Origin of the sequence: Micromonospora sp. HNM0581 (genome assembly GCF_012726175.1) — a bacterium.
GTDB lineage: Bacteria > Actinomycetota > Actinomycetes > Mycobacteriales > Micromonosporaceae > Micromonospora.
The window spans coordinates 209451-227467 of sequence record NZ_JAASAD010000003.1 but is presented as its reverse complement, the minus strand read 5'-3'; the positions used below and the strand labels follow the sequence as shown (position 1 = coordinate 227467).

At 66.3% G+C, this 18017-nt stretch carries 18 protein-coding genes and 4 pseudogenes; 14 read left to right on the top strand and 8 right to left on the bottom strand.

Annotated elements, in window-relative coordinates:
• Window positions 1–75: 75 nt before the first annotated feature.
• Complete coding sequence (locus HCA58_RS06435) at window positions 76–786, top strand: hypothetical protein (RefSeq protein ID WP_169596829.1); 711 nt, start codon at window positions 76–78, stop codon at window positions 784–786.
• A gap of 142 nt (window positions 787–928) precedes the next feature.
• On the opposite strand, the gene HCA58_RS06430 is transcribed toward HCA58_RS06435, so the two are convergent.
• Window positions 929–1132 carry a DUF397 domain-containing protein gene (locus tag HCA58_RS06430; RefSeq protein ID WP_169596828.1) on the bottom strand — a complete coding sequence of 68 codons (204 nt, stop codon included), beginning with the start codon at window positions 1130–1132 and terminating at the stop codon, window positions 929–931.
• Window positions 1129–2016 carry a helix-turn-helix transcriptional regulator gene (locus HCA58_RS06425; protein WP_169596827.1) on the bottom strand — a complete coding sequence of 296 codons (888 nt, stop codon included), beginning with the start codon at window positions 2014–2016 and terminating at the stop codon, window positions 1129–1131. Before HCA58_RS06425 ends, HCA58_RS06430 begins: the two co-directional genes overlap by 4 nt.
• 389 nt (window positions 2017–2405) lie before the next feature.
• Between HCA58_RS06425 and HCA58_RS06420 the strand changes: the two genes are divergently transcribed.
• From HCA58_RS06420 to HCA58_RS06390, 7 genes and pseudogenes are all read left to right on the top strand, one after another.
• On the top strand, window positions 2406–2741 hold the full coding sequence (locus HCA58_RS06420; protein WP_169596826.1) for a hypothetical protein: 336 nt from the start codon (window positions 2406–2408) through the stop codon (window positions 2739–2741).
• Window position 2742: 1 nt separating this feature from the next.
• Entirely contained in the window at window positions 2743–3024 is a 282-nt protein-coding gene (locus HCA58_RS06415) for a hypothetical protein (RefSeq protein WP_169596825.1), read from the top strand.
• Window positions 3021–3293, top strand: a complete 273-nt coding sequence (locus HCA58_RS06410; protein WP_240955576.1) for a hypothetical protein — start codon at window positions 3021–3023, stop codon at window positions 3291–3293. Before HCA58_RS06415 ends, HCA58_RS06410 begins: the two co-directional genes overlap by 4 nt.
• A gap of 290 nt (window positions 3294–3583) precedes the next feature.
• Window positions 3584–4276 carry a BTAD domain-containing protein gene (locus tag HCA58_RS23120; RefSeq protein WP_205807749.1) on the top strand — a complete coding sequence of 231 codons (693 nt, stop codon included), beginning with the start codon at window positions 3584–3586 and terminating at the stop codon, window positions 4274–4276.
• A 182-nt stretch (window positions 4277–4458) separates the two neighbouring features.
• Window positions 4459–4734: pseudogene (locus tag HCA58_RS23985) on the top strand (transposase family protein); the annotation flags it as partial.
• A gap of 743 nt (window positions 4735–5477) precedes the next feature.
• The gene (locus HCA58_RS06395; RefSeq protein WP_169596823.1) at window positions 5478–6560 is read left to right on the top strand and encodes a hypothetical protein; all 1083 of its coding nucleotides are present in this window, start codon (window positions 5478–5480) and stop codon (window positions 6558–6560) included.
• Window positions 6561–8010: 1450 nt separating this feature from the next.
• Window positions 8011–8193, top strand: coding sequence for a hypothetical protein (locus HCA58_RS06390; RefSeq protein WP_169596822.1), 183 nt, complete (start codon window positions 8011–8013; stop codon window positions 8191–8193).
• A 46-nt stretch (window positions 8194–8239) separates the two neighbouring features.
• Here HCA58_RS06390 and HCA58_RS06385 read toward each other — a convergent pair.
• Window positions 8240–8834: pseudogene (locus HCA58_RS06385) on the bottom strand (IS701 family transposase); the annotation flags it as partial.
• 450 nt (window positions 8835–9284) lie between these two features.
• Between HCA58_RS06385 and HCA58_RS23110 the strand changes: the two are divergent.
• Both HCA58_RS23110 and HCA58_RS23980 read left to right on the top strand, forming a co-directional pair.
• Window positions 9285–10099: pseudogene (locus HCA58_RS23110) on the top strand (transposase); the annotation flags it as partial.
• A 153-nt stretch (window positions 10100–10252) separates the two neighbouring features.
• A pseudogene (locus tag HCA58_RS23980) lies at window positions 10253–10361 on the top strand (IS5/IS1182 family transposase); the annotation flags it as partial.
• Window positions 10362–10759: 398 nt separating this feature from the next.
• Here the strand turns inward: HCA58_RS23980 and HCA58_RS06370 are convergent.
• Together HCA58_RS06370 and HCA58_RS06365 are read right to left on the bottom strand one after the other, a co-directional pair.
• A complete protein-coding gene (locus tag HCA58_RS06370; RefSeq protein ID WP_169596821.1) occupies window positions 10760–11170 on the bottom strand; it encodes a type II toxin-antitoxin system VapC family toxin in 411 nt (136 codons plus the stop codon).
• On the bottom strand, window positions 11167–11445 hold the full coding sequence (locus HCA58_RS06365; protein ID WP_169596820.1) for a type II toxin-antitoxin system prevent-host-death family antitoxin: 279 nt from the start codon (window positions 11443–11445) through the stop codon (window positions 11167–11169). Before HCA58_RS06365 ends, HCA58_RS06370 begins: the two co-directional genes overlap by 4 nt.
• Before the next feature lie 597 nt (window positions 11446–12042).
• On the opposite strand from HCA58_RS06365, the gene HCA58_RS06360 reads away from it, so the two are divergent.
• Both HCA58_RS06360 and HCA58_RS06355 read left to right on the top strand, forming a co-directional pair.
• Window positions 12043–12327, top strand: a complete 285-nt coding sequence (locus tag HCA58_RS06360; protein ID WP_169596819.1) for a type II toxin-antitoxin system Phd/YefM family antitoxin — start codon at window positions 12043–12045, stop codon at window positions 12325–12327.
• A gap of 20 nt (window positions 12328–12347) precedes the next feature.
• Complete coding sequence (locus tag HCA58_RS06355) at window positions 12348–12641, top strand: type II toxin-antitoxin system RelE/ParE family toxin (RefSeq protein WP_169596991.1); 294 nt, start codon at window positions 12348–12350, stop codon at window positions 12639–12641.
• 134 nt (window positions 12642–12775) lie between these two features.
• On the opposite strand, the gene HCA58_RS06350 is transcribed toward HCA58_RS06355, so the two are convergent.
• Window positions 12776–14479, bottom strand: a complete 1704-nt coding sequence (locus tag HCA58_RS06350; RefSeq protein ID WP_169596818.1) for a right-handed parallel beta-helix repeat-containing protein — start codon at window positions 14477–14479, stop codon at window positions 12776–12778.
• Between the two features lie 64 nt (window positions 14480–14543).
• Between HCA58_RS06350 and HCA58_RS06345 the strand changes: the two genes are divergently transcribed.
• The gene (locus HCA58_RS06345) at window positions 14544–15401 is read left to right on the top strand and encodes a TetR/AcrR family transcriptional regulator C-terminal domain-containing protein (RefSeq protein ID WP_240955572.1); all 858 of its coding nucleotides are present in this window, start codon (window positions 14544–14546) and stop codon (window positions 15399–15401) included.
• Window positions 15402–15909: 508 nt separating this feature from the next.
• On the opposite strand, the gene HCA58_RS06340 is transcribed toward HCA58_RS06345, so the two are convergent.
• Both HCA58_RS06340 and HCA58_RS06335 read right to left on the bottom strand, forming a co-directional pair.
• Window positions 15910–16284 carry a type II toxin-antitoxin system VapC family toxin gene (locus HCA58_RS06340; protein WP_018789214.1) on the bottom strand — a complete coding sequence of 125 codons (375 nt, stop codon included), beginning with the start codon at window positions 16282–16284 and terminating at the stop codon, window positions 15910–15912.
• Window positions 16281–16535: a type II toxin-antitoxin system prevent-host-death family antitoxin gene (locus HCA58_RS06335; protein WP_169596817.1), complete on the bottom strand. Its 255-nt coding sequence runs from the start codon at window positions 16533–16535 to the stop codon at window positions 16281–16283. The genes HCA58_RS06340 and HCA58_RS06335 overlap by 4 nt, the downstream gene beginning before the upstream one ends.
• A gap of 409 nt (window positions 16536–16944) precedes the next feature.
• Between HCA58_RS06335 and HCA58_RS06330 the strand changes: the two genes are divergently transcribed.
• Entirely contained in the window at window positions 16945–17907 is a 963-nt protein-coding gene (locus HCA58_RS06330; RefSeq protein ID WP_169596989.1) for an L-threonylcarbamoyladenylate synthase, read from the top strand.
• Window positions 17908–18017: the final 110 nt, after the last annotated feature.

Below are 18017 nucleotides of genomic sequence, written 5' to 3'. Positions count from 1 at the left end.
TACCACCAGTAGTGCGTGCATGCCTGAGGGCTCGTGGAGCGCTGGGCGACGCAGTAGATCTCGTGCTGATTCACAATGAACGTCCGGGCGGTGGTGATCAGCCGCGGGGGGGGGGTGCTGAACCCGCTGGTGGTGATGCTGGCTGTATCGACATGGGAGCGGCTGGTGTACGAGGTCGGCACCGCCGTCAGTTTCCCCGTGAGCGAGCGGGAGACTGTCGGCCGGCTGGGCTGGCGGAACAAGCAGTCGAAGGCCGCGCGAACCTTGGCTCAGGCAACGGCGCAGTGTCCTGCCCCGCTCCAACTTCCCGGCGCGTTGATCCTCACCTTCTTCGACGGCGCTGTTGGAAAGCGGCTCGGATCCCCTGTTGAGCTGAGCGCCGTCGAGAATTACGACGACATGTCGAAGCGCTTGGACGACTTCATCGAGCTACGCAACGGCGTGGCGCACCGGGTCTTACCAAACAAGATGGCAGCGCCGTCCTACGAAGGCATGGGCAGCGACGCGGGTCCCGGCCGGCGGAGCGGCGAGGCGCGATGGTCGGGCCGGACGTTGAATACAAGCATCGCCCGGAGCGTCCTCGCCACCTACGTCCAATTAGTCGATCAGACGATCGCCTGCCTTCTCACGTCCGAGAGCATCGAGGGGCGCGAGGCCGGTCCGTACCGCCTTCCAGCGTGGTGGTTTACGGATGACCATGAGCAAGACGGCATCAGGTTCGCTCAGCCGGGCTGCCTGTGGGGCGGGGCGAAGCTTCCGCGACGGCCCCAGAAGATGACGACCTGATGGCCGTCGATGTCGGCTGAACTTTCAGGCGGAGCCGACGATGGCAGCGGGAGCATGAGGTTTACGCGCGATCTTGGTCAGTGCGGCGGACGACCGACTTGGTGGCGCAAGTGCCGCGCCTACTGCCACCCGGATCGCCCTGCTACGACCGCGGGACGCCGCACTTTGCGCCCGCCAAGAAACTCGCCCATGCGGCGCGCTCGAAGACGAGTACCGGACCCGAGGGGTCCTTGCTGTCACGCAGCGCGACGGTGGTGTCGAAGTCGGCGACCTCGACGCACTGACCGTTCCCGCTCGATCGGCTGCTCTTCTTCCACTGGGCGCGGGACGCGTCAGCTTGGTTCATCCCGTACCTCCTTGTTGGTCGATCACGGCGGCTTGGGCCTTGATCAGTTTGATCGAGTTGGTGGGGTCCAGCGCGGTGGCGCGGAGGTGTTCGAACGTGGTGGCGTAGCGGCGTACGTCTGCCTCGCGCTCCAGGAACAGATCGCCGGCCATGCTGTCGACGTAGACCAAGGCGGGGTCGGCCGGGTCGGGGAAGTCCATGACGACGAACGAGCCCGGCATGCCGGCGTGGGCGCCGGCCTTGAATGGGATGACTTGGAGAGTCACGTGCGGCTGTTCGGCTGCCGCCGCCAGGGCTTCCAGTTGCTCGGTCATGACCTCAGCGCCGCCGGTCTGCCGGTGCAGGACGGCTTCGTCGAGGATTGCCCAGAGACGCAGCGGCTCCGTCTTGCGAAGTGAAACCTGTCGCTGTATCCGCGCGTCTACCCGGGCCTGAACGTCAGTGTCCGTGGCTAACGGTAGGACGCCGCGGATCACCGCCCGAGCGTAGTTTTCGGTCTGGAGGAGGCCGGGGACGAAGAGGGACTCGTAGTTGCGGACCGATCGGGCCTCGGCTTCGAAGCTGATGTACGTGGTGTACAGCTCGGGAAGCTCGGACTCGTACGCCTGGAGCCAGCCCAACTGTGCGGCCTGGCGGGACAGGGCGATCAGCTCGCTGCGCTTGTCCTCGTCGGTGACGCCGTACTTGTCCAGCATCGCCATCAGGGTGCGCCGCTGCGGGCGGACCTTGGCCGTTTCGATGCGGTAGAGGGTGGCGGGATTGATGCCGGTCTGCTCGCTTACCTCGTCGCGGGTGAGGCCGGCTGCGGTGCGCAGGCTGCGCAGCTCCGCCGCGAGCCGCCGGAGGCGCACGGTGGGCGGTTGCCGTCGAGCTGACAACTCCATGTCCCTTCGCTCCTGTCGTAGTCAGAGTGTGCCCGCCGTGCGGATGCAACCCTCAGGCAGGCCAGGCAAGTGACGTGCATGCGAATGCAATCCTTGCATTCTCACTAGTGCATAGGCGCTATGGGCATGAGCATGTCAGGCCGGTGCGGCCCATGAAAGCCGCGCGGTACGACGGTGGGCTCGTGCTCCCAGGGGGGCTCACCGCTCGTCCGGCCTCGGACGCCTCTCGACGGGACGCAGCCCGTCACCCGAAGCGGGCTGCGTCCCGTCGAGAGGCCGAGTCAGGGAGGCAACGCGGTGGTTCCATCCCTCGTCCTGGTGGTGGTCGCGATGCTTGGCTTCGCTGCCGGACTGTTCCTGTTCAAGGTCAAGTCCCGATGGTGCCGACGGTGCGGGTCGGCACTGAACTGCCCCGACTGCGGAGGCCGCAGATCCCGCCCGTATCCCGGCCGGACGAGTTGGACGAGCGGTCTGTGACCCCCACGCCGGTCACACCTGTAGTCGCCATCGCGCCCGGCGACGTCGTGCACCTACGCGAACAGGACTACCAGCACGGCAGCGACCCACTTCGGCTGCGGATCGTCTGCGTCCGCCTCGACCTCAGCCTTTGGTACGACGGCCAGTGGGTGTGGGTCGAAGGCATCGAAATGCCCTCGCCCTGCCGAACCGGACGCTTCCGGCGCGTCCTCGCCCGCGTCGCTGCCCTCCCACAGCCGCAGGACTGACATGGCCGCCACCGTCTACCTGTCCGCAGCGGCCCTCGACCAACTCGCGGCCGCGCAGCGAGCGCTCGACGAGCACGTCACGTCCAGCGCCACCGGCTACTGCCTGCGCTGCCAGCTCATTGGCCCCTGCCCCACCAACGAGCAAGCCGCCGCCACCTTCACCCGCTACGGCCGCCTACCCCGACGAACACCCGGCGCGACCCGACCGCAACTCATCAACGCCCGCCGCATCACTGCCGGCCCTGATCCCGCAGCCGAGCTCACCCGGAGGTACCAACCGTGACCCTGCCCGACATCGCCGCCGCGCTACGAGACCTGCACGTCTCCATCGGCCAACAGCAGGACCTGACCAAGGTCGTCATCCAGGACGCCGAGAACGCTCGAGCCGAGTTCCGCGCCCTCACCACCGGAGCCACCAACCCCCTGGTCAACCGCGCACTGGGCAACTACGCCCAAGGAATCGTCAAGCTCCGAGACGGCTCATGGCTGCTCGCCGAAGCCGGCGGCATCCTCGCCGAGTACGCCCAAGCAATCGGCATCGATCTCCCGTAGCAGCCCTCGGCAGAGCCGACGGCCAGGTGCCCGACGCCGAGCAGTCGGTACGCGTTCGACCGGACCGCGATAGGCCGACGGGTCTGTACCGTTGTGTCAATGAGCAGCGAGTCCTCACACGCGACGTCGAGGGCGGCCACGGGCACCCCGCCATGAACGACTCGCAACCGCAGCACCCTCCCGCGATCACTCCTGCAAGCGGTCAAGGCGCTGAACCGCCGAGCAGCCGCGTCCCCGCTCACCCCCTGGGCCGGCAGGCCGATGTCGGAGCGAACCGGATCCGGGTTCAGGTGCTCGGCACACCGACCATCCTCGGCGTTCCCGACGGGCAGCACGTCCGCCCACAGGCGATGGAGTTCCTCGTCTATCTGATCGTGTGCGGAGGATCGGCCTACCAGCACGACATCCTCGGCGATCTCCTCCCCGAACCGGCGCACCGCCTGGCCACACAACGGCTGCACACCTACACCTACAACCTGCGCCAGATCTTCCGCTCCATCAGCGGGGACAACACCTACCTGCGGCTACGCCGACACCACTACACCCTGAACACCGACGCCTTCGACGTCGACCTATGGACCATGCGCAACGCCATCACCGCAGCCCACCATGCCAGCAACCCCGCAGCCAGCATCGCCGCCCTCCGCCTGGCGATCTCCGCCTACCGCGGACCCCTCGCCGCCCACGCGGGGTATCCCTGGATCACCCGGCACCGACAAGCCGTCGCCAGCCAGTTCGCAGGCGCCGCAATCACCCTTGCCGAAAGGCTCGCTGACCAACCCGCTGAAGCCGGTGCCGTCCTCGCCGCCGCCGCCCGCCACCATCCGCACCACGAGTTTCTCGCCGCGACCGGTCCGACATCCTCGCAGTCAGCCGAGCTGACCACCGCCCCCGCACGGATGCCGTCGCCACAAGCCGACCACAGAGGCCCTACACACCCAAACCGGCCCCTGTCAGATTCTCCGAACGCCTCAATTCCATAATCCCGCCAAGTTCAGCCATAAGGCTGACGACAAAACGGTCAATACTTCCGAACAACACCGATGCCCCTGCCCCCGGCGCACCGAAGCCTCCACACCGTGGTGGGGAATGATCGCCCTTGCCCAAGCCGCTTGTGGTGCGCGGTGTGCCACTACCTGGCACCGACCCCTGGGCCGCCGGCCGGATGGAACTCGTGCAGCACCTCGCCCGGCTGCTGTACGCACACCGCCGCGCCGACGGCACAGGCCGTGGCACGGCGGCGTTGACCTGCTTCTACCAGGCCTTGATGGTGCTCGTCTGGTTCGGCAAGGCCGAGGACATGACCCTCCTCGCCGCCGGGTTCGGTATCTCCCGGGCAACCGCCTACCGCTACCGCGACGAAGGCATCACGGTCCTCGCCGATGAGGCGAGCGACCTGCACACCGCTCTGCGTCGCGCCGCCGCCGTGATCCTCGACGGGGAAGCTGTTCGACTGCGATCGGCTTACCGAGACGACCGTGTCGGTGAAGGGCGAGGTCATCGACGCCTGGTTCTCAATAAAGAACCGTGACTTCGGCGCGAAATCCAAGCGATCATTCGCCCAGACGGGCTACCGATCTGGACGGAGGCGTCGGCGGCGTCGGCTCGTCGACATCAGCCGCCGAGGTGGTGTGTGGCGGGCCCAGACCGCCCGGCACCGAGAAGCCGTGGCCCGCGAGTTCGCGAGCAGTGCCGTGACCCTTGCCAAGCGCCTCGCTGACCAACCCCGCTGAAGGTGACGCCGTCCTCGACGCCGCTGCCCGCCATCATCCGAACCACGAATTCCACGCCGCGACTGGTCCGACTCATTCCCAGTCAGTCGAACTGACCACCGCTCCCAGGTCCCCGGCAGATCGTGACGGCTGCACGACCAGGGCGTGCGGGTCAATCGCAAGTGCATCGAGCGAATCATGCGGCAGCGTGACATCGTGAGTCGGCACCTGCGGCGCCGCAGACGCGCCTGCCGACGTTCGGGACAGGCCGGAATGTCGCCACACGCACTGGCCTGCCCGGATTGGCCCCACTCTGTCCACACGGTCTTGAAGGGCGCTTACTCAACGTCTAGTCTCGGAAACAGAATGGAACTTCCACGACGTGGAAGTTCATGTGTGTCGCGGCTGCGGGGGGCATCCCGCAGCCGCGACGATGTCCACGCTACGAAGGGGCAGCATGAGGACAAGAAGTATGGTAACGCGGCTGCGGCGCTCCGGCTATCGGTCCGCTGTGTTCGCTACGGTTGCCGCTCTCGGCATCGTCGCTTATCCGGCTTCTGGATCGGCTTCCGCTGGAGACAGCGATCCACACGTCAAGGTCAAGTCATCCGTCACCTTCAAGATGAACACGACGCCAAACGTCAAACGGACGATCGGCGCCGAATATCAGGAGGCAAGGAGCGACCGGAGGCAGGGCGCCGGCCTGCGCCAGCAGTTCCTTGCGCGTGCAGCATCAGACGGGCTGTACTACGACTCCGAGTACGTCGACTATCTCAAGCTGGAACGGTCGGACGACTCGACCTTCAAGGATGTCGAGATCGTTGTACCGAGGGATTACCGGATTGACGAGGTGACCCTCGGGGAGGATGTCAAGCGCAGCCCGGACGGGCGCTACCAGGATGTGCTGGAGGCAAGCGTCAAAGGAACAGTAGCATTCGACGAATCTCCCGTCGTGCTTCCTGACGGCCCAGGCTTCGCTTCTTTCGCCCTTCAGGGCAGCGGTCAGTACATCGTAAAAGCCCGGGTTGGTGAGATGCTGGCGACCTGGTCGAAGTCGAAGATGACGGGAGAGAGCGACGGCTCCTACGACTATTGGGCGTATCAGCGCAAGGCCCGAGTCACGCCTTACGACATCTCCGGTCCCAACTATGGTGTTTCCAGCTTCGGCATCAAGTCGTATGCATCAACCTCCACTCCATTGCATCACTGGGTGGACTGGGCACCTGCCACTGGTTCACGGAAAGGCGACTGCAACTCGACGCCACTGAATCTGAGCGTCAGCTACCTTGGTGCATCCGCCGGCATTTCTTTCCTGGATTGCGACAACTACAGCGTCTCGATAGCGAACTCGTCGCCTGGTGACATGAGCTTCAACTGGGGGTCCGGCGTTACCGCGAAGCCGAGCGCCACTCGCGAGGGTGCCTTCAACTGGATTGCTGCTCGCACTCAGGGCGGGAGCTTTTACGCGAACGACTTCCAGCGCGTATCGTTCTACAGCGGATTCTACGAGAACACCGAGTCCTGCGCATCCACGAACAGCAACGCTTCCTGCTAGCGGGAGAAACTGATCCGATCTATGAACAAAGATTTAGCGGTTGTCCCCCGACGCGCTGGTCGCGTCGGGGGGCTTTCCCCATTTCGGTGGATCGCTGTCGTTTCCACGCTGCTCGCCGGGGCCCTCTTGGCTGCCGTTATTGGCGCTGATCTCAATGGGCCAGGACAGAAAGTAGTTCCTCCTAGCGCTACGTCAGTGCCAAGCTTCGACGCTCGGTTGTGTGACGCCGAATTTGTCCGTTGCGCGACAGCCCTGACCGGCTCGAAAAGGGCTGTTGAATATGCGGTTATATCGGCGGGCTCCCAGGTTGAAGGGCTCGTTTTGGTTGAATTGGGAGGGCCGGGTGTCGACCTATTTACGAGAAGTGGAGCGGACACACTCGGCTTGCCGTCGGAGATCATGAAGCATGATGTGCTGCTGCTCCGAGAGCCGTGGACTGCCGAGCCCCCGGGGGGTGACTGCCGACAGAGCCTCGTCGGTTTTGTCGGAGGGCTCGCGGCGGGAATGGTCGGCGAGTTCGCCCCTCCTGCTCTTGAAGACTGCTCGTACAGGATGTGGACTAAGGACGAATACAAGGCATCCTTGGCCGCAGTTCTTGAAGTCGAAAAGAAGGAGCTAGTCGGCATCGTTGGTCAGTCCTTCGGGGCGTTGCCTGCCGTTGCCGCATTCGATCTGTCGCCGGCCGCGTGGTTAATACTGCACGCTCCTATCGCCCCTCCCAACACGTCCGGCGCTACGGTCATGGACGATCGCTTGCAAGTTCTGAAGGCAGCTCTGGACTCCAGTTTCGCATCCGAATGTAAGCGGGCGCGCCTAGATTGCTCTAAGCGGGGTTCGGACATTGTTCAGTCCGCGATCGCCAAGGCGATGCCTCGGCAGGTTGAGGGCAGGGCCGAGCGAGTGCAGAATGGAGACGTGGGGCTTGCGGTGGTAGCTGCAGCGTATGATCTGGAGGCGAATGGGCGCTGGTTATGGCCCACTCTTGGGAGATTCCCCGACATCGCCGAGCATGACTGGAACACAATCGGCCGTTTGGCTGACCAATTAGTGCAAAGGTTTGATTCCAATGAAATTTCACCCAAGCTAGGAGCCTACGTCGCTGGCATATGCTCCAGTTACACGGGATGGTCCGGCAGACGAAATGCCGACCGCGCCTCCGTGGGCGCATTTTTCAATGCGTTAGCAAGTCAGTGTGACGGAAATCCGACAGTCAATGCACAATGGCGGTCAGGTTCCAAAAGCGGAGGACCGGTTTGCATACTCGCAAATAACGAAGACACGGTCGTAAGTCCTCGCTGGGCGAGCGATTGGAAGGCGGTATTCCCGCGCGCCTCTCTGGGGGATTACAAGTACAGGGGGCACATTGCGCTAACCCAGGCTTTCGCGCTAACCGGGAATGCAAGTAGGTGTGGAGACGGCTTCAGGTCGGAATTCGAGAGGAAGACTTAGGGTGGACAACGCGACGCGGCTGGGGGCATTTATAGCCACCATCGGTGGGCTTGCACTACTGGGATTCGGCCTGAATGAAGGACTGAAGGAAGCATTCATAGTGCTGGCTATTCTTGCGCTGCTGGCTGGACTCGTTATTATGCATGCTGGCCTTTCGGTGGGCGGTGACGCCGATCAGAGGTGAGCCCGGCTATCGCGTTTGCGGTTAATACTCCAGCCGGGGATCGTGATCACGGCTCGACAAGGGCTTGTCGGGTGTAGTGGTTGGTCATGGCTCCGGCTTGGTGGCGGCGCCGGCGGATTGACCAGAGTAGCGGGTGGCAGTGGCGGCGGGCGGGTTCGATGATCGGGTGTGGAACAGGGGGTGTAGCTCGTTGATGGTCAGAGGGATCAGCCCGACCGGCTGGTAGCGGTTGCGGTGGCCGGCGGTCGCGGCGGCGAGGAACGCGTGGCGAGGATCGCCAGGGTGCTCCAGCGGTGCCAGGAGGTCCAGCGGCGGTGTTGGTGCGGGTCGAGGCCGAGGCCGGTCTTCGCGGCCTGGAATGATTCCTCGATCTTCCAGCGGCGGCCGGCGACCGCGACGAGAGTGCCGAGCGCAACGACCTGCGGTGACCAGCAGCGGTAGAAGGCCAGCCCACCAGTGCGGTGGCTGCGGCGCATCAGCAGCCAGTGGTGCCCGCCGTAAGCGTCGGTGGGGTGGGGCAGGGCGATGAAGGCCCAGTCGTAGTAGCGGTGGCCTTTCGCGCCCCGGCCGGCAGACATTCGCTGCCAGGCGGTGGCGGGAAGTCCGGCGGCGAGGAAGTCGACGCGGTAGACGCCGAGACCGATGATCACCCAGGATCATTTGTTAGGAACTCCAAGAAGAGCCATCTGCTGGTTGTCGCGTCCTCAAGCCTGTCCGCCGCAAGGCGCCGGACGTGACGTTCGGACACGCCGGCGGCCACAGCCAGCTCCGCCAGGCTGGCCTGGGGACGTTCGGCCCGCAGCCGGGCTACAACGTCTGCCGTCCGCTCGGCGCGTCCCGTCATCCGCTTGCGTTGCCCGTTTCGCCGGAGGGGCACCGACACCTGGCTTGTCGCTGGACCGTCGGCGGCCCCAACCAGCTGCGCCTCGTTCGCCCCGGTCACGACTTTCAACGGAAGCGACTTCGGTGGTGGCGCAGACGCAGCGTCAGAGGCAGGCGGCCCGGCGGTGTCTGGAGCTCGATGGTCGTTGCCCGAGGCCGGTTGCGCTCTGGTCAGCATCTATACAACCAGCAGCAACGCCACCGCCGGCGCCGCTGGGCAGTGGCGCACCGGTGATCCCCACATCCTGGTCGTCGCCGACGCCGGCTACGACACGCCCCGATTGGCATACCTGCTGCGCGACCTGCCGGTGCAGGTGCTGGGCCGGATGCGCTCCGATCGAGTGCTGCGCCGCGCGGCCCCGCCCCGACGGCCGGGCACGAACGGTCGACCACCTCGCCATGGCGGCGAGTTCATCTTCGGTGACCCCGCGAGCTGGGCACGCCCGAGGTGACCACGGTGACCGACACCCGCCTCTACGGCGCTGCCACCGCCCGCAGCTGGGACCGGCTGCATCCCCGGCTGACGCACCGCAACGCCTGGATCGACCAGACCGGCGACCTCCCGCTCATCGAAGGCACCGTGATCCGGCTGGAGGTGAATCACCTGCCCAGCGGCGCGATCCCGAAGCCGGTGTGGCTGTGGTGGTCCGAGACGGATGCCACACCCGCCGACGTCGATCGGCTCTGGCAGGCGTTCCTGCGCCGCTTCGACATTGAGCACACCTTCCGGCTGCTCAAACAGACCCTCGGCTGGACCTGCCCGAAGATCCGCACCCCACAAGCCGCCGACCGGTGGACCTGGCTCATTCTGGCCGTCTACGCGCAGCTGCGCCTGGCACGCGGCCTCACCGGTGACCTGCGCCGCCCCTGGGAGAAACCAACACCGCCCGAACGCCTCTCACCCGCCCGCGTCCGCCGAGGGTTCCGGCACCTCCGCGCGAAGACCGCCTGCCTGGCCAGCGCGCCGAAACCCTCCCGACCAGGCCCAGGGCGACCACCAGGCCGACCGAACAAGCAACCCGCTTAACGACACGACGTGCACATCAGCGCGAACGCAAGGAAGAAACCGAAGACCTCGAGCAGTCCCCGCCCACGCCGCACAGGCTAAAAATCAAGCTAATAGACGTCTCGTAACCCTGGCGTCTGCCTGTTAAGGACGATGCGACAGTATGCCCGGGTGCAGGTGATCACGGCAGCCCGCCCGGAGTGGATCTTTCCGTGTGCCGGGGTTGCAGCCCGCCCAGTTCCGCACGCTGGTCCGGCTGGTCGCCGAGCGCGGCGGGGATGCCAGCGAGTCCACCAGGACACCACTGCAGCGGACAACGCCAGCTCCGTCAGTGCGGCAACGCGTCCGGATTCCGGCGTCCGAGCGACGGCATGGTCATGAAGATCGAGAAGGAGCTGGAACGGGTTGATCATTTCCGCATCGGCGAACCACACCGGCGGTTGGACGGGCGGGTCGGGCTCATCGGGCACCACCGGACCCTCGTGAGCTGGGCAGAGTCAGCTGTAGCGGGTCACCGGCGATCGTGGCGTAGTGGTTCGCATGGTGGTACCTCCGGCCCACCGAAACGGATACCCAAACGGAGGGGTGCAAGGTCGCGGAAACGCAGGCCACGGCCGATGTCGTGGTCGCGCTGCCGGACGGCGGCCGGACCTTGCACCAGGGTGCTGGGTTTGTGGATCAGTTCTGACCGGGGCTTGCTACAGGTAGTCCTGCTTCCTTGGCGCATTCAAGCAGCCGCCGGTCGTAGGTGACGAAGGCGGTGAGTGCTGTGCCGGACTCGTTGGTCAGCACCTGGGCGGTGGCCAGGTGGATGGCGTCGAGGCTGCGAAGCGTCGGCTCGGCGAACGCGGCTGCGGTCGCACGGATCGTGCTGTCGATCTCCAGTCGGAACAGCCGTCCGACGGCGGCCGGCACTCCGATCAACGCTTGCGGGGCTGATCGGCGCAGCGCTCTGGGTACTTCCACCTCGACGAGAGCGGACGAGACCAGCGGTATGTCGTCGTGCGTGTTGAGCCAGGAGACAAGGTCGGCACTGCACATCTCCTGCCGAACCAGCTTGACGACGGCAGCCGAATCGAGATAGATCACCAGCGCTCCTCGTCACGCATCGCAGCGAGCGAGGCGGCCACGTCCACCTTTTCGTCACCGAGCTTCGGTGGAAGTGGCACAGAGCCGCGGCCGGTGGGGGCGACGGCTCGCCCTGCCGCTACCAACTTGGCCAGTATCGACCTGTCGTCGCCTACCGGAACAAGTCGGGCGATCGGGTGTCCGCGGTCGGTGATCTCGACGGTCTCGCCGCCACTCACCCGAGCCAACACCTGGCTCGTGTTCTGGTTCAACTCCCGGACACCGATGCGTTCCATGGACACGAGTGTAGAACTAAATGTTCTACGGTTCTAGCTCCTGGCGTGATCCGGGCTGTCTGTTCGCCGACCAGGGAGGTCGACGAGTTCCAGGCCATGGCGACTGGCCGGCGGTCCGGCGGGTCGTCTCGGACTCATCGCGCACGCCCTGAGGTCCGCGAGCCGGGCAAACTCAGGGTCAGCGGATCGCCGGCGATCGTGGCGGTGCGGTTCGCATGGTGGTACCTCCGGCCCACCGAAACGGATACCCAAACGGAGAGGTTCGCGAGCCGCAAAGCCGCAGTTCAAGGCCGATACTCTGGTCGTGCTACCACGCCCTGGACCCGATCCCCCTCACACCGGGGCGGGTCCGGCGACCGGATCCCGTAGCGCCGCCATGTGCGGCCAGATCGTAGACGTCGTGTGCTTGGTGCCGAAGGAGTTCGAGGGCTTGGGCGAGGCAGGTTTCGACCTCGTCCCCTGGCGGGAACCACGCGCTGGATGATCTCGTGGATGTCAGCGCCGTGCAGGTACCGGAGCCCAATGAGCGGGCAGGGGCTGAGCCGCGATACGAACTTCACTTGGTCATAATTATGACCGGTCGCTATTGTGGTCGTCATGGAGACCATCCCCATCACCGAAGCCAAAGCTCGGATCGCCGAACTCGCCGACCGGGTCGCACGGGAGCACGACCACTTCACGATCACCCGCAACGGCCGCGCCGACGTGATGCTGATCTCGGTGGCCGAGTATGAGTCGATGCGAGAGACGCTCGACCTGCTGTCCGACGACGAAGCCCTCGTAGACCTGCGCCAGTCACGGGAGGACTTCGCAGCTGGCGACACGTTCTCGATGGACGAGGTGCGTGCCGAGTTGGAGCGGCGTCGAAGCAGGGCGGACTGATGCCTCGAGGCGGCAAGCGGGTGGACGATCACACCAACGAGCCGCTCAGCCCGTACACGGTGATGTTCTCCCGGCAGGCTCGCCGCAACCTGCACGAGGACCTGCCGTTGGAGGTGGCGATCGCGGCAACGGAAACCATCCAGCGGGCGATCGCGATCAACCCGTATCGGGTAGGCAAGCCTCTCGACGAACCTTTCGACGGTTTTCACTCCGCTCGGCGTGGCACCTACCGGATCATCTACCGGATCAACGAGGCAAAACGAGTCGTGGAGATCCACTCGATCCGCCATCGGCGCAACGCCTACCGTTTGTAGCGCCCCCTGGTCAAGTCCGGCGACCCGCCGCTGTTGTGGCGAAGCCGCAGGCCGAGGGGCTCTGACCCTTGACCCTCGACAAGCGGGTTCGTGCGGCTGGGGCCAGCATAGCTAGCGCTGGCGTCCCTCCCGCCTCATGGTGACGTCCTTCGTGGTCCGGCCTTCGCCTGGAGGGTTGCCGTCGCGGCGTTCAGTTCGTCCTCGTCGGGGAGAGTGGCGTTGCCTTCGTAGGTCACCCCGGCAGGTGGGTCAGCGGCGCCCACCGGATCGGCATCCCAGTAGTTGTTGCGGTAGACGACATGCTCCAGCGGTGGCGAGACGGTCAGGACCGCGGTGTTGTCCGCGCGGAGCACGACGTTCTCCTCGACGGTGACCCACGCCGCGCCGTAGTCGGTATACAGCCCGAAGTTGTACGGCGTACGCGTATCGACTATGAGATTGCCGCCGACCACCGCGCCGTTCTCGGCCGAGGTGCCCTGTGATCCAGAGAGGTAGACACCTCCTCCGTCCGCCAGCACACCCATTGTGCGCGCGGTGTGGTTGTGCAGGATGCGGGTGCCCTCGCCGGTGCCGGCGACGATGCCACAGTGCGGCACGTCGGTGATTTCGTTGTGCGCGACGGTGCAGCCGTGGGTTCCCATGATGGAGATGCCGGGAGAACCGGAGTATTCCAGTCCGACGTGGTGGACTCGGTTGTCCGCGATCAGGACCGTGCTGGCGTCGGTTACGGTGATCGCCGAGGCTGACAGGGTGTCGAAGCCGCAGCCTCGCACCGCCAGATTGGAACCGCGCGAGAACCCGACACCGGCCGCGCCCAGCCGGGTGAACCGGCACCCTTCGATCTCCACGCGGGCGCAGTCGTCGAACTGGAGGCAGGCCGGAATGAGCGACGATTCGGCCGGGACCATGACCCACGCGCCGTCGCCGAACGTGATCTTATTGATCGGGCCGCCTTCATAGAAGCCGTTGCCGTGGTAGTGCAGGAATCCCCGCTGGTCGCCGGGCCGCAGCCATGTCGCATCGGCGAACGTCAAGCCGCGGAGGTTGACCTCGGCCGTACCGCTGGCCACCAGCAGCGTTTCGAGGACCGGGACGACCGCAGCCGTGTGCTGTGGATGCTCGCCCTCCCGGGGCAGGTAGCGCAGGAGGTGGCGGCCGACCCGGGAGCGGTCCAGGACGAAGGTGCCGGGCTCGGTGAGGAACGAGGCGTCGTTCTCCAGCCGAGTCGGCAAGCCCGGTCCGTGGGAGGTGTGCCCTTCGTACGAGGAGTTGTAAAGGTCGTTGGCCCAGGCGAAGGCGGGTTGAGCCATGGTGATCCTGACGGGCCCGTCGCCCGTCACCGTGGCGACCGGGCAGCGGGCCTCGGCCCAGGGGTACACCCCCCGGTAGACGAACTCGACGTCGGCTGGACTCTGCCAGGCCAGTGAGTCCACGACGTACCCGGTGGAGGTTGTCGTCACCTCGCCGGGCAGGCGGTCGATGCCGGCGCGTTCGGCTCTGCGGCCATCGACGTGCAGTTGACGAGCGTTCAGCTCCCCCACCTCCGCCAGCCAGACGTCGTCCGTGACGCGCCAACCGGTGACCTCGCGGCCACCGCTGATGATGACCTTCTCCTGACCGTCGGTGCCATATCCGTACGCTTGAAAGGTGATGCCGGAGTCAGCCGCGGTGAGCGCCAGCGGCTCGGTCGGCACGTGGGTGCCCGCTCGGAGCAGGACCACGACGTCACCGTCCACCTGCCTGGCCGCGTCTCGGGCCCGGCTCATCGTGGCGAACGGTCGCTTCGCGGTGCCTGCGGAGGCGTCGTCTCCCGATGGGGCGACGATGAATTCCACCATGACGTACCCCCTTTCTCTCGAAGTTTATAGTGTAAACAGCGTCAGGCGTTGCGGGAGGATGCGAATGGCGACCGCGGAGATGGGCGACTCCGACCACGCGATCGAGCTGCTGTGGCGACCCGGGGAACCGGTGCCGCCGCGACCCGGGTTGACCGTGGACCGCATCGTGCGGGCGGCCGTCGCCGTGGCCGACGCCGACGGGCTCGAAGGGCTGTCCATGCGCAAGGTCGGTGCGCGGCTCGGATTCACCAGCATGTCCCTCTATCGCCACGTGCCCGGCCGGGACCAGCTCGTGGACCTCATGTGTGACGCCGTCCTCGGACAGGTTGCCGACGCCGTGCCGACCGCCGGCGGGTGGCGGGATCGGTTGGCGGCACTGGCTCGTGCGGGCTGGGAGCTACGTCGGCGGCATCCCTGGCTGACCCAGGTGCGCGGCACGCGGCGTATACCGGGCCCCAACGGTGTGGCCCACTACGAAGATCTGCTCAGCGCAGTCGCCGACGCCGGCCTCGCGCCCGCTGAAACCATCGCCGTCGTCGGCCTCGTCAGTCGGTTCGTCGATGCCGAGGCCACACGCCTGGTCGAGGTGGCGAACACCGAGCAGCGCAGCGGCGTCTCGGAGCAGGACTGGTGGGGTGCCCGCGACGCGCTCTACGCCCGACTCGATGGCTATCCGACGCTCTCGTCGCTCTGGGAGGCGGGCGGCTTCGACGAGCCGGAGGATTCCTTCGAGTTCGGCCTGCGAACCGTGCTCGACGGCATCGAAGCCCTGATCCAGCATCGTCGTTACGAAAAGCGTGACGTAACATGCCGGCTCTGTGGCAACGCAGTGCAGCGGTCCGCTTCCGGACGCCCGCGTAAGTACTGCTCACAGGCATGTCGGCAGCGCGCCTACCGAGCGCGTGGCCAAGAGTTCCCTTGAGGTGGTGGATCGCCGGGCTCGCCGACCGATGAACCGCTCAACCCGTACACGGTGATGGGATGGGTGCAAGGTCGCGGAGACGCAGGCAGGTCGGCCGATGTAGTGGCCTCGCTGCCGCACGAGTGGCCGAACTCTGTATCAGTGCCGTGCCGGACTCACCGGGCAGCACGTGGGCGATGGCCAGGTCGATGGCGTCGAGGCTGCGGAGCGTCGGCTCGGCGAACGCTCCCGCAGTCGCACGGATCGTGGTGTCGGCCTGATGCCCTTGGGGCGGCCATCCTGAGGGGAAGCGGGTCACCGGCGATCGTCGCGGGGCTGTTCGCCTGGTGGTACCTCCGACCCACCGAACCGCATACCCAGACGGAGGGGCGAAGACCCGCGAAGTTGCAGGCCCGCCCAGGGGCTTGCGCCGGGGTTGGTAGCCGGTGCCGCTCGGAATGGGTGGGCGGCCTGTGGCGAGTGGGGCCTGGGCCTTTCGCGGGTATCGGGCGTGGACCGAGCTGCCCGATCACACCTTGAGGACGTCCACGTCGTACAGCGCTATCGACGCGTCGCGGGAGGCGAGGGTCAGCCCTTCGGTGATTGCCTGCGCCACCAGCATGCGGTCGAAGGGGTCGCGGTGATGTGATGGCAGGCGGCCGGCGGTGATGGCGTGGGCGTGGGTCACCGGGAGTTCCTGGAAGCCCATGTCTCTTACCCGCTCTGCAAGGTCAGGGGGTCCGGCGAGTTTCCCGGTGCTCTGTTTGATGGTGATCTCCCACAGGGTGACCGGGGAGAGGAAGATGTCCGGGTCGTGGCGTAGTCGGTCGAGCAACTCGGTGCCGAGGGTCGGGTCGCCGGTGATTGCCCAGAGCGCGACGTGGGTGTCCAGCAGCAGGTTCATGCGCCGATGCCGAAGTCGTCGGCGATCTCGGCGTTGGTCTGTGTTGAGTCCCAGTCGCCGGAGAGGTCCAGTTGGCCGGCGAGGGAACCGACGGCGGTGCGGTTGGCCCGTCGGACCAGCGGTACGACCTTTGCTACGGGGGTGCCCGCCCGGTCGATGATGATCTCCTCGCCGTGTTCCACCCTTTCGATGATGCGCGACAGGTGGGTCTTGGCATCGTGCATGTTGTAGTGCACGGCCTCAGCCGACATGGCGCGACCTCCTCGCTTAGCTAAGCGATTAGTTTAGCCTGCTTGGCCGCATACGTCAGCGGCCTTGGCTGCTCAGGGCCCGGGTTGCCGGACGCCGTCCGAGTCTGCGCCCTGGAGAAGTCAGGGTTAGTGGATCACCAGGGATGGTGGCGGGGTGGTTCGCATGGTGGTACCTCCGGCCACCATCTTTGAACGGGTGAGGGGTTTCCTGTGCCTGTACTCGCAGATCCGGCGGCGATGGCACGAAAGTTGCTCGGCCACCGCTGACTCCGGCCACGTGACGACCGCCGACATCACCCGTCATGGCACGTCCAGGGCTCGCTGCGGCGACGTTCGGCACCGGGGAGCGTGGGCCGGTCAACTGGCGGCAGGCTAGCGTCGGAGCGTGAGCATCGGATCTCCTCGCATCTTGCCTGCCGATGGTGACCTCGGCGAGGCGGCTGCCGTGCTGCGTACGGGTGGGTTGGTGGCCTTTCCGACGGAGACGGTCTACGGGGTGGGGGCGAACGCCCTGGACGCGCGGGCGGCCGCCCGGATCTTCGAGGCGAAACAGCGGCCGAGCTTCGATCCGCTGATCACTCATCTCGCCGACGTGGCGGACCTGGAGGTGCTCGTGGGGCCGGTGTCGTCGGCCGTGGCCGCATTGGCCACCCGGTTCTGGCCGGGGCCGTTGACGCTGATCGTGGACCGGCCGGAGGGGATTCCACCGATCGTGACCTCCGGGCTGGACAGCATGGCGGTACGGGTGCCGGACCACGAGGACGCACGACGGTTGATCGCCGCTGCCGGTGTACCGGTGGCGGCACCGAGCGCGAACCGGTTCGGCCAGCTCAGTCCGACCCGTGCGGAGCACGTGGTGCGCGGGCTGGGAGCAGCTGTGGAGATGGTGCTCGACGGCGGGCCGACCCGCTGTGGGATCGAGTCGACGATCGTGGACGCCCGGGGGGACCATCCGGTGGTGCTGCGCCTCGGCGCGTTGCCGGTCGAGGAGTTGGAGAAGGTGACCGGCCCGGTGGCGGTGCGGCCCGGCAGTTCGGGGCAACCGGTGGCGCCGGGCACACTGGCCGCACACTACGCGCCGCGTACACCGTTGCGGCTGGTGTCCGGCGCGGAGCCGGCGGGCATCGGTGGCGCGGAGTGCGGGTACCTCGCGTTCCGGGACCGGCCGGCGGGTGACTGGGCGGCGGTGGAGGTGCTCTCCGCCTCAGGTGACCTGACCGAGGCGGCGGCCCGCCTCTTCGACGTACTGCACCGCCTTGACGCCGCCGGGGTCACCGGGATCGTCGCGGAGCCGGTGCCGGACACGGGGGTGGGTCGGGCCGTCAACGACCGGCTGCGCCGCGCCGCCGCTACCTGGCATCCCGCCTCCTGACGACGGATATCGCACGCCGGCCGGGCCGTAAGGCTGAGGGCTGTGAACCGGGACATGCGCGGTGGACAGGTTTCAGACCGGTCGATGGTCACGCGGCGTAGTCGGATAGC